Below are 10638 nucleotides of genomic sequence, written 5' to 3'. Positions count from 1 at the left end.
GAAGAGACACCCTTCCCGATGATAGGAATGGGCTTCACGGGAGCAACCGTTCCAGGCTTTGATTATCGGCTCTATGATGACACAGGTCGCAAGATAGACTTTGGCATCGCCTGCTACAAGCAAGGTGGTATTTTCCAAGCACTCAAGGAGATGGAGGATCCAAGAGTTTTACGGAACGTGCTGCTTGAGAGTCTCGACTGGGATGCGGCGACCTACATCAGAAGTGAGTGGACGGTTCCCGTTCCTGTGCCTGCTGCCCCGTCTCTCGTCAAAAAGACCGTCGTTGGCACTTGGGCAGATCTCAAAAAACAATAATTAGGACTTTAATCCAAAATTGGTAGGTCCGGTTTCACAACCGCACCGACTGGAAAGGTTCACTTGAGGCGTATAGCGTTCAAGGTGTATTCACTATCTATAGCCGTGCTTGACTCTTGCCCAAGTCGTTGAGAGTTTACCTGCCGGATCGACAGCAAATGTGCCAGAGATGTTTTGGTTAATCTCTGCTTCGGTCAAAGCTTTGTCATAAGCACGGACGATCGCGAATGAGCCATTAAACGTCCGACGGCGTTCATCGAAAGAATTAGCACCAATTGAGATGTCATTTATCGGTAACTTCTTGTCGAACTCAAAACCGGCTTGTTTGCTGACCTCTTTACCGTCTTGATACGCCACAATAGACTTGCCACTCGTGCCGACAACCGCTATCCAGGTCCAGACCCCTTCCTCAAGTTTGAGGTTAAGCGGTTGAACGCCCTGCTTACCACCACCGGCATGGACGGAGATGTCCAAATTCTGACCACCCACGATCCAAAGCCGAATTCCTTGCTTGCCTTCTCTTGGACTGTTCTGGAAACCGGCGAAGTGATGCTCTTCAACGAAGAAATCGCCGTTGCGTCTACAAAGAAATTCCAACGTCCAGTCCTCAAAAAACAGAGGCGTATTTTTCTGTGGCGGACCGCCAAAGGTTGAATGGGATTCCTTGGCTGTGTAATACTTCGCATTCGGTTGAACAATCCCGAGGGCAGGAATCTTAATTTCGCCCTCTTCGAGTACCATTGGTTTGTCTGCAGCGAGCAATTCACCGCCTTCAGTACCGAGGTTCTTCCATGCCTTGGGGTCGGCAGGATTGTCAGCGGCATCGAGATAGAGCACGGGGTCTGGAATAACATTGGCAAATGCAAGAGAGCACGCTATTGATAAGAAAAATAGAGTGATGTAGATTGATATAACAGTTTTCAATTAAGGTTCCTCCTAAAGTGAATCAAGATTACGGTAATTCTAATTGATCAATGAACACGCCTCATATATTCGTCGTGTTTTCCGATCCATACCCAAACGAAGATACCTTCATCTTCGAGTGCTAAGGCGCGATACTGCTGGCTGATCCGTGCAGACCAATATCTACCGACCTTTTTGAAATTCAGGGATGGGTGCGTCGGATCCCGCTTCAACAGCTCAAATTTCTCATCAGCGAGTTGTTGAATTTCAGTTGGAAGCCTTTGATAATATGTCCAAAAATCTCGGCGTGTTTTATAAATCGGTGCACCTACCTGCACGTAGATCTTCAAGGGCTTCTTCAGCAAGCTGATCCAGCTTTCCTGCTTTCACGTCTTCTTCTAGCTGCCTATCCCATGCTTCCCAGTCAGCTTCTAAGGTTTTATAGAGTTTATCTTCGAGTGTTTGCAGCAATGCTGTTTTCGTGCGTTCTTCACATTTCACGGTAGGATACTCCCGTATCCAGCCGATCCACCCGTTGCCGTTTCTTTGCAGTTGGGCGGTATAGATGTCTCCATAGTCAGGATTCTGGAATTTGAAAGTCTGAAGTTGTTTCATCTGTGTCTCCTTGCCTTTAATTCTCTTGTATTATTATATCCTATAAAAATGTTTACAGTCAACTACTGGAATAACTTTAGCGGAACGTCCAACGTCTGTGGTAATAAACACTCTGCTTCATTACAGAGTTGGTAAGTGAGTTTCAGTGTGATTTGAGCGTTTTTCTTCCAATTTGATTTCTGCTTTAGTTTTATTGGAATTATAAGGCTGTCTTCATAAACATTCAAGGATTCGTCACTAAATTCAAAACGCATAGACTTGCCTTTTGGATACGCTATATCAACAATCTCGACCGGCGTATCCTTATCTACTTCAAGGGTTGTCGGAATCAGATTATCTTGCCCCGCTGGGTTTGCGTTAATGTGCCAACCGGCAGCAATTTCGAGTTGCAGTTCCACTTCAAATATTTCGTCGCTTTCGGCTTTAATTGTAGTGGAGGCAGTCACGAGTGACGGCGTTGCAGCGTCAACCCCTTTCTCTGTGACCATCAAGTAGTGGTTCAGTGCGAAGTGCAGATGCATGAAAGATGAGGGGCTTTGTGCCATAGAATCAGAAAAAATACGCAACGTCTTTTCTACGTAATCCCGATAATCTCCTCCAAACGCTAAAAGATTCTTGACTGCAACAGCATTGCCAGACGGAATCGCGGAATCATAAGGCTTTTTAGTCCGCACAATAAGGTGTTTCGCATCCGCCTTCGTGTAATAGAATCCGCCGTTTTTATCGTCCCAAAAAAGTTGAATCATCGTACCGGTAAGCGTTCTTGCTGAATCCAGCCACTTTTCCTCGCCTGTGGCATCATACAAGCCAAGCAAACCACGCACAAAAAAGGCGTAGTCGTCAAGGTAAGCATCCTGCTTCACAACACCAGCAGTATAGGTATGCCACAATTCGCCATTGGGTTTCTGCAAGGTGTCAAGCACAAACTGTGCAGCTTTCGACGCTGCAGTAAGATACCGCTCCTCACCGAGAACATGGTAGCCGTAGGCAAGCGCGTCTATCATCAAACCGTTCCAGTTGACAATGACTTTTGTATCCAGCAAAGGATACTCACGTTCAGCACGTGCCTTTAAGAGCCTTTCCCGTGCCGTTGATAAGTCTTTCACAGAATCTTCCACTGCTGACGCTTTAGGAACGTAAAGAACGCTTTTACCCTCAAAATTGGGTCCCTTATCCACGCCGTAAACATCGTTGAAACGATTCGCGTCCTTTCTGCCGAGAATCTGCCTAATTTCATCGGCAGTCCAGACGTAATACTTCCCTTCTTCAGCATCCGTTTCAGCGTCCAAAGCGGCGTAGAATCCACCCTCGGGTGCCGTCATCTCTCGGAAAATGAAACCGAAAATCTCTTCAGCAATGCGCTCGTAGCGTGATTCTCGTGTCAATTGATACGCGTGGAGATACACCTTCGCCAGTTGTGCGTTGTCATAAAGCATCTTTTCAAAATGAGGGATAAGCCATTTCTCATCAACAGAATACCGGTGGAACCCACCGCCCACCTGATCATACATCCCGCCGTAAGCCATCATATCCAGCGTATGTGTTATCATTTTCAACAACGCTTCATCTTTTTTTGTAGGAGGGGCTTGTAACCCCGAATTTCGTTCATACTCACTCAGCAGGAATTCGAGATTGGCAGGACTTGGAAATTTCGGGGCCCGACCGAATCCACCGTAGTCACGGCTATAACTGGTTTGGAGGTAGTCTAACGCAGCAGTCGTAAGCGATCTGTCAAGAGTTCTGGCGTTCAGGGCGGTGAACCCTCGACTTATTGCCATTTCAATTGTTTTTGAGATCTGGTTTGCGGATTCAATGACCTCTGCCTCTCGTGTTACCCATGCCTCGTGTACTGCATCGAGGATCGTTGGAAACCCCGGTCTGCCCGGCATATCAGTAGGTGGGAAATAGGTGCCAGCATAAAAAGGCTTCAAATCAGGGGTGAGGAAGACGGAGTTGGGCCATCCACCACGTTGAATCAGCAGCTGCGTCGCTGTCATATAGATCTCATCAAGGTCGGGGCGTTCTTCTCTATCAATTTTGATATTAATAAAGTTCTCGTTCATCATCTCAGCGATTTCTGGGTTTGAGAAGACCTTCCGCTCCATGACGTGGCACCAATAACATGTAGAATACCCAACAGAGAGAAAAATCAATTTGTTTTCTTTCTTTGCCAGTGCTAACGCCTCATCATTCCACGGATACCAGTCTACGGGATTGTGTGCATGGAGCAGCAGATAAGGACTGGTCTCATGGACGAGTCGATTGGTCCACTTCCACGAGCCATCCAGGTTCTTGAGTGCAGCTTCATCGGCTCCTGCTATCCACACAAAATTGAGAAGGAGAATACAGCCTAAAAACCATTTCCAGTTGATTTGTTTCATGGCTTTGTTGTTTATTTTCATGTCCCATTGTGCCGGAAGAATATCTCAATTGCCCTGTCAATCCGCCGCTTCTTCCGAGGAAACAGGCTTCTGTGGCGAACGGTTGAATTCTTGACACGTTAAGAGATAATCATCAACGGATTCTTCAAAAGCGATGCGGATCTCTTCCAGAGAATCGCCGTGAAAACAGACGATATCACGAATACCCACAATATCTCCGATGAAACAACCGTCCTCTTCACTATAGACGATCTGAGCAGTATATTCTTTATATGTCATTGTATTCATGGTATTACTCCTGCTTCTTGTAGAAAACGCTGTGCCCACCGCCCCTATGTTACCAAAAATATTTCAGGGGTATTATTATTGAAAAAAGAGCCAATCAACTACCTCAACATATTTATGGTTGTTTGTCTTTCCAGCATCATTAAATTTCTTGTTCTGCATCTGTAGACTTGCATTTGATGTACTCATGCAATTCAGAGGTCATCTGATAAATTTCCTTTTTCCCGACCGTAGACCCATTCTCAAAATTATTGACACGTAACGAAGCAAATTTCTCTTTGATTTTGGATTCCAAGGCAGCTGCATCATTATCTTCAATGACACCTAACACTTCAAGCTCACGATCAACCGCAAGTTTACCAATTTGTTGACGGAGCGAAATTAGGCGCGTCTTCATTGCCGTGGAAGTAATTCCGATTTTGCAATATTCTTTCCTATCCGCCTCACTGCAAAATCTTACAAAGTATACTTGATGCGAAGGATGGTTAGGAATCTGAAATCCAAACCTTTCTAAGAGTCCACGGATTTTGTCTCGTTCCGCAGGATTGCTAATTCTACCAATACCAAAACGACTTATTAGATATGGTAGGTACTTGATGCGGATCATCCATTGAGAACATTCCGATTGAATACCATATTCAGGACAATTTTCCATGAAACCTTTAAGCGTAACATCTTTTTTCCCTGAATCATCTATCCAACTGGATAATTCACATAACGGAACGTATAAGTCACCATTACACTTTTGAATAGAAAGACACTCTTCCTTCATCCATCTCAGAGTCTCTTTATAAATCAATTGTTGTAATCCCATACTCCTTATCCTTTCGTCGTAGTTCAAAAGGGATCCTTTATATTCAGTGTCATGCTGCACTGTTGTTTCCTACTTTGGTGCAATAACAAATAGTCTCTTTACTTTATCCCAAAGAAACTCATTTGTCAAGGACTGTTGGACATCAAACAGAATTATTCAATTTTCGTCTTTTTTCGTCTTTATTCAGTAAATAACGATTTGGAGATCGTTCCCACTACTATATATCGGGATTTGGAAATCCCTCCTAAGGGAGAACTGAACGCCTTTGACCTATATATCCATAGTCTTGTATCCTTTCTGTTGTTGTGATTCACTATTCCTGATTGTTGCAACCCTAATTTTTCGTTGATTTTACAGAGTACCTGTGATATGATTACACTTAATATGAAGAGAATCACAACTTTTGCCTATTTGGCTTTCATTACTATCTATCTCGCTAAGCCTGCTTATTCCCAAACAAGTATTCTCCAGTTACCACTTAATGGAAAGGCTTTCGGTTTCGGATACCAACGCTTTTACATTTCCGATGACTACCACTATGACCCTTCCGTTGTTTCCCTAGATATCCACAACAGTGGACAAAACATCAAGGGTATCTTTTACTACTCAAGTCACGATAATTTCACATTTTCTGTGTCCGTAGGTTTGAATTCCGAGGTAACACATAGACTTTATATTCCAGAGCGAGTATTTTTTTCTCAAGGCACGGTACTATATAAAATTTCACCACCAGAAAACAATTTCGGTTTTTTCGGAAAAGGGGCAATAACCGGTATGTTTGGACAGCAGTATTATGATTCTGATTATGGATCCGGTTTTACTGTCCGCAAGGAAGCGTATATACCTCGTGTTGGAGTAGGAATTTTCTATAGGAGATTTCCTGACGTTCGACCCTTTGTTGGTTTTTTCTTTCAACACGTACGGAGATACCACTTTCCATTTGACGAATCGCGTAACCTGCAAGGTACAGAAACTTTTACTATTGGTGAATTCGGCGTTGAAATTAATATTGGAGAAATGCTAAATATGACGAGTAGTATAGAAGTTCCTTTCGATGCAAGGTATATGGTTTTTCAAATTGCATGGAATACCAAACTTTGACGCTTCACACAACTTCCCTGTCAATATCGTACTTCTATCAAAATTCATAGATGAGTCCAATAGAGAAAGTAAAGATAATCTGAGGGATATCAAAATATTCATTGACTTCCACACCCATTAACTACCGACATAAAGCACCTATGCGTACATGAAAATACGGATTCACTATGAAGATTTTTGATATTCGTTCTGTTAGATTCCCCTTCTAATTTGCAATCTAACACCCTTGTGCGGTGAAAATAAGGATGTTCCCTCAGAAGACAGATACTTTTCAGTCCGCATTCTCATAAGCACATATTTAGAGATCACCGATATATATTGACATCTGAAGGTTTTGAGAAATATCAGATTAATTATTGCACAAGTGCCTGCTGCGCGAGCGTACGTCCCTGCTGTGTTAAGGTTAGCTGCGTCTCTTTCTTTAAAACACAGCGGTTACTCAATGCATACTTCACAACCTGAGTTGCGAACGCCGGATCCCAACGGAGATGCTCATGGAGGTGTGCGATCTCTGATTCCGCTTCTGCTTCCGGAAGCCCTTCGTGATTAAAGAGATGGATGACCAGCATCGCCTGCGCAAACTCCCATTTTTGGCGAGAACGTCTACGCGCAATAGCAATAAGTCCACGGTTCGGAACAACCATGAAAACCAGTCCGAACACAAGGAGCGTCACCGTCGCAATCGATCCAGCAATAGACACATCAAAAAGGAACGCGAGCCAATATCCACTCACGGCATTGACACTCCCAACAACCGCACTCAGGATAAGCATCCGCGAAAGTTTGTCTGTCATGAGATAAGCCGTCGCGGGCGGTCCAGCGATGAGCGCAACGACCAATATAGAACCGACCGCGTCAAACGCACCGACTGTCGTTACGGATACCAACGACATCAATCCGTAGTGGATAATAGTAGGTGCGAACCCTAATGTGGCAGCTAAACTTGCGTCAAAGGTTGCTAACTTCAATTCTTTGTAGAACAACAGGATAAAAACCAAGTTTAACAAAAGAATTGTACCCATCACATACAGAGATGCGGGACCCCAGTCGTACCCGAAAGCCTCCAGTCGGTTGAGCGGTGCATAAGCAAGTTCACCGAGGAGGACTGCATCCATGTCGAGGTGCACGTTCCCAGCAAACCGAGAAATCAGAATCACACCGATGCTGAAAAGGGCAGGGAACGTCAAACCGATTGCGGCATCTTCCTTCACGAGTTTCGTCCGTTGCAGCAATTCAACGAAAACAACGGTAAGTACACCAGTCCCTGCAGCAGCAAGAATCAGGAGTGGCGATGATAGGCTCTCCGTGACAAAAAAGGCGAGCACGATGCCCGGAAGAATGGCGTGGCTAATCGCGTCGCTCATTAGGGTCATCCGTCGTAGTACTAAGAATACGCCGGGGAGCGCGCACGCCACCGCTGTGACAATCGCAATAAGTTGGATTTCAAACTGACTTTGGAACATTGTCTTTAATCGTTCCCTTGCTGTGGCTGCTCTGTCATCTTCAGGTTACGTCTATTCCGTTGCTGCCGTAGCCTATTCCACAATAACCCGCGATTCGAGGCAAAAGCGATCGAGAATCCTACTACAACCGTCGCACAGAGCACAATCGTCGGACCGGTCGGGATGCGTGAAGCAGTACTGCTAATGATAGTCCCGCTCACACCAGCGAGTGCACCAAAGCACGCAGCGAGGAACATCATTACACTGAGTTTATTCGTCCACTGCCGTGCCGCGACTGCTGGCGCGACCAACATCGCACTCATCAATACAGCACCAACGGCTTGCAAACCGAGAACGATTGCGATAACAAGGAGACTGGTCAACAGAATGTCCAGCGCACGGATCGGGAACCCAAGCGACGCGGCGAAACCATCATCGAAAACAAGCAACTTTAACTCTTTCCCAAAAATAAACGTGATGACGATTGCAACACCACCGAGGACACCTATCGTCAAAATATCTCGAGCCAGAATTGTAGCAGCTTGCCCGAAAAGAAACGTATCCAACCCCGCCTGATTCGCATTACCGGTCCGCTGAATCAGTGTGTGCAGTACCAAACCGAATCCGAAAAAAGTGGAGAGCACGATGCCGAGCGCGCTATCGTATTTGATACGCGTCAACCTCACAACACTCGTAATGAGGAGTGTCCCCAACCACCCCGCAATCGCTGCACCGAGTACCAGAATTAGAGGTGCTTTGCTTCCTGTAAGCAGGAACGCGATAGCGATACCGGGGAGCGCAGCATGCGAAATAGCATCACCGAGAAGACTCTGCCGACGCAAAACGGCATAAGTGCCGAGCGAACCACTTACCGCACCGAGCAGTGCTGCACCGATGGTAACAACCATGAGCGTATAATCAAAGTGATTTAGGATATTCAAAACTTCCATTTTAAGGGGTGTCGGTTATCAGCTCTTAGTTTCCAGTTAGGAGATGTTGGTAACAATTCTCCCCGCTTGGAGCATTCTAAGGAGTGGTAAATTGTTACAGAAAACCTCTTTAACTGATAACTATTTCACGAACGCGATACGTCCGCCGTAAGTCTCACGTAAATTTTCGGGTGTGAACGTTTCCTCAACGGGGCCGCTCGCAATCCGGCGAATGTTCAACAACATCACCCAATCAAAATAGTCGGTTACAGTCTGCAGGTCGTGATGCACCACGACGACCGTTTTGCCATTCGCCCGGAGTTCTTGCAGGAGATCTACAATTGCGCGTTCAGTAGTAGCATCAACGCCTTGAAAGGGTTCATCCATCAAGTAAACTGTAGAATCTTGAACGAGTGCCCGTGCGAGAAAAACACGTTGTTGCTGACCACCGGAGAGTTGACTGATTTGCCGAGTCGCATAGCCTTCCATGCCGACCTTCTCTAATGCGTTCATCGCCTGTTCCCGCTCCTGCCTCCGCGGTCGCCTTATCCATCCGAGCGCGCCGTAGCGTCCCATCATGACAACATCCAAAACATTCGTCGGAAAGTCCCAGTCCACGGTGCCTCGCTGTGGAACATAGCCGATAATCCGACGTTGTGCCTCATACGGTTTGTCATAAATTAAGACGTTGCCAGCGGCAGGGCGCACTAACCCCAAGATCGCCTTGATTAACGTCGTTTTGCCTGCCCCATTCGGACCGACAATCGACAAAAGCACGCCGGGCGGTACGTCAAGATCGACGTCCCATAAGACAGGTTTTTCCTGATAGGCAACCGTAAGATCAGTCACCTCAATGGCTTTCGTTTCAAGTGCTTGCAATTTAGTATTCCGTTGTGGAAGATGAGGTTGCTGTCGATTTCCCTACCAATGCCTTCACGATTGTATCAATATTGTGGCGAACCATCCCGATATAGGTGCCTTCAGGTGTCCCTTCGCTTCCCATCGCATCAGAGAAAAGTTCTCCACCAATTTTCACCTCAAACCCTTTTGACTTCACAGCGGCTTTTACTGCTTCCAAACTCCTCGTAGAGACGGATGACTCCACAAAAATTGCGGGTATCTGTCGCTCTGCGATGAAGGTCGCCAACGCCTGCACATCAGCGATACCAGCCTCCGTCGCGGTGCTAATCCCTTGCAGCCCGCGGACTTCAAATCCATAAGCCTTTCCGAAATAGTTAAAAGCGTCGTGTGCTGTGACGAGTACTCGTTGCTCGGACGGCACGCGTTCCACTTGTGCTTTCACGTATTCGTGCAGCTCAGCGAGTTTCGCGAGATAACGTTCGGCATTGCTCCAGTACATTAGTGTGTTATCCGAATCAAATTCACTGAGAACATCGCGAACCTTTCCCACCGCTTGCATCCAAAGCGTCACATCAAACCACAAATGCGGATCATATTGTCCCTCAAATTCCGGTGGTGTTAACAGCAAGCTTCGGTCAGCGGCATCTGTCACAGCAAAGGTTTTATCCCGGTATTTTCCGACATTAAGGAGATCGCCCATTTTCGATTCAAGATGCAATCCGTTATAGAAAATAAGACTTGCAGAATCAAGCTTCTGGACATCACCCGCACTCGCCTTATAGAGGTGCGGATCTACACCGGGTCCCATCAACCCTACCACTTCAACGCGATCCCCTCCAACGTTCTTGACGACATCGGTAATCATCCCAATCGTTGTGACGACGCGATATTTTCCAGTGACCGATGCATCCGGTTGCTCCTTTGGATCGCAACCCGTTCCAGCGAGTAAAATCATCAAGCATAATAAAATGTATATTCTTTGCATAATTTAA

General features: G+C 46.0%; 12 protein-coding genes. 2 read left to right on the top strand and 10 right to left on the bottom strand.

What is annotated here, in order from left to right; translation table 11 throughout:
* Positions 1-315 (top strand): hypothetical protein (locus OXH39_02880; protein MCY3549378.1); only part of this gene is annotated, 315 nt, incomplete at its 5' end.
* 93 nt (positions 316-408) lie between these two features.
* On the opposite strand, the gene OXH39_02875 is transcribed toward OXH39_02880, so the two are convergent.
* The 6 genes from OXH39_02875 to OXH39_02850 all read right to left on the bottom strand — a co-directional run bounded on the left by OXH39_02875 (position 409) and on the right by OXH39_02850 (position 5313).
* Complete coding sequence (locus OXH39_02875; GenBank protein MCY3549377.1) at positions 409-1239, bottom strand: hypothetical protein; 831 nt, start codon at positions 1237-1239, stop codon at positions 409-411.
* Positions 1240-1286: 47 nt separating this feature from the next.
* Positions 1287-1556, bottom strand: a complete 270-nt coding sequence (locus tag OXH39_02870; GenBank protein MCY3549376.1) for a hypothetical protein — start codon at positions 1554-1556, stop codon at positions 1287-1289.
* Entirely contained in the window at positions 1531-1833 is a 303-nt protein-coding gene (locus OXH39_02865) for a hypothetical protein (protein MCY3549375.1), read from the bottom strand. The genes OXH39_02870 and OXH39_02865 overlap by 26 nt, the downstream gene beginning before the upstream one ends.
* Positions 1834-1895: 62 nt before the next feature.
* Positions 1896-4235, bottom strand: coding sequence for a DUF255 domain-containing protein (locus OXH39_02860; GenBank protein MCY3549374.1), 2340 nt, complete (start codon positions 4233-4235; stop codon positions 1896-1898).
* 36 nt (positions 4236-4271) lie between these two features.
* Positions 4272-4502, bottom strand: coding sequence for a type II toxin-antitoxin system HicB family antitoxin (locus OXH39_02855; GenBank protein ID MCY3549373.1), 231 nt, complete (start codon positions 4500-4502; stop codon positions 4272-4274).
* A 139-nt stretch (positions 4503-4641) separates the two neighbouring features.
* Positions 4642-5313: a hypothetical protein gene (locus tag OXH39_02850; protein ID MCY3549372.1), complete on the bottom strand. Its 672-nt coding sequence runs from the start codon at positions 5311-5313 to the stop codon at positions 4642-4644.
* Between the two features lie 369 nt (positions 5314-5682).
* Here OXH39_02850 and OXH39_02845 point away from each other — a divergent pair, with 369 nt between their 5' ends.
* Positions 5683-6414: a hypothetical protein gene (locus tag OXH39_02845; GenBank protein ID MCY3549371.1), complete on the top strand. Its 732-nt coding sequence runs from the start codon at positions 5683-5685 to the stop codon at positions 6412-6414.
* A 353-nt stretch (positions 6415-6767) separates the two neighbouring features.
* Here OXH39_02845 and OXH39_02840 read toward each other — a convergent pair whose 3' ends face one another.
* The 4 genes from OXH39_02840 to OXH39_02825 all read right to left on the bottom strand — a co-directional run bounded on the left by OXH39_02840 (position 6768) and on the right by OXH39_02825 (position 10631).
* Positions 6768-7877 carry a metal ABC transporter permease gene (locus OXH39_02840; GenBank protein ID MCY3549370.1) on the bottom strand — a complete coding sequence of 370 codons (1110 nt, stop codon included), beginning with the start codon at positions 7875-7877 and terminating at the stop codon, positions 6768-6770.
* Positions 7878-7882: 5 nt separating this feature from the next.
* Entirely contained in the window at positions 7883-8806 is a 924-nt protein-coding gene (locus OXH39_02835) for a metal ABC transporter permease (GenBank protein MCY3549369.1), read from the bottom strand.
* Positions 8807-8926: 120 nt separating this feature from the next.
* Positions 8927-9664 carry a metal ABC transporter ATP-binding protein gene (locus tag OXH39_02830; GenBank protein MCY3549368.1) on the bottom strand — a complete coding sequence of 246 codons (738 nt, stop codon included), beginning with the start codon at positions 9662-9664 and terminating at the stop codon, positions 8927-8929.
* Between the two features lies 1 nt (position 9665).
* Positions 9666-10631 (bottom strand): zinc ABC transporter substrate-binding protein, encoded by a 966-nt coding sequence (locus OXH39_02825; protein ID MCY3549367.1) that lies wholly within the window; start codon positions 10629-10631, stop codon positions 9666-9668.
* Positions 10632-10638: the final 7 nt, after the last annotated feature.

The organism is Candidatus Poribacteria bacterium, assembly GCA_026702755.1.
GTDB lineage: Bacteria > Poribacteria > WGA-4E > WGA-4E > WGA-3G > WGA-3G.
Note: the sequence above shows the minus strand (reverse complement) of the source record. Positions and strands in the feature narration are given on the sequence as shown.

Coding starts and splice junctions, on each gene's coding strand:
- OXH39_02855 (MCY3549373.1), bottom strand. CDS start 4,502: ATGAATACAATGACATATAAAGAATATACTGCTCAGATCGTCTATAGT.
- OXH39_02840 (MCY3549370.1), bottom strand. CDS start 7,877: ATGTTCCAAAGTCAGTTTGAAATCCAACTTATTGCGATTGTCACAGCG.
- OXH39_02835 (MCY3549369.1), bottom strand. CDS start 8,806: ATGGAAGTTTTGAATATCCTAAATCACTTTGATTATACGCTCATGGTT.
- OXH39_02860 (MCY3549374.1), bottom strand. CDS start 4,235: ATGAAAATAAACAACAAAGCCATGAAACAAATCAACTGGAAATGGTTT.
- OXH39_02850 (MCY3549372.1), bottom strand. CDS start 5,313: ATGGGATTACAACAATTGATTTATAAAGAGACTCTGAGATGGATGAAG.
- OXH39_02845 (MCY3549371.1), top strand. CDS start 5,683: ATGATTACACTTAATATGAAGAGAATCACAACTTTTGCCTATTTGGCT.
- OXH39_02825 (MCY3549367.1), bottom strand. CDS start 10,631: ATGCAAAGAATATACATTTTATTATGCTTGATGATTTTACTCGCTGGA.
- OXH39_02865 (MCY3549375.1), bottom strand. CDS start 1,833: ATGAAACAACTTCAGACTTTCAAATTCCAGAATCCTGACTATGGAGAC.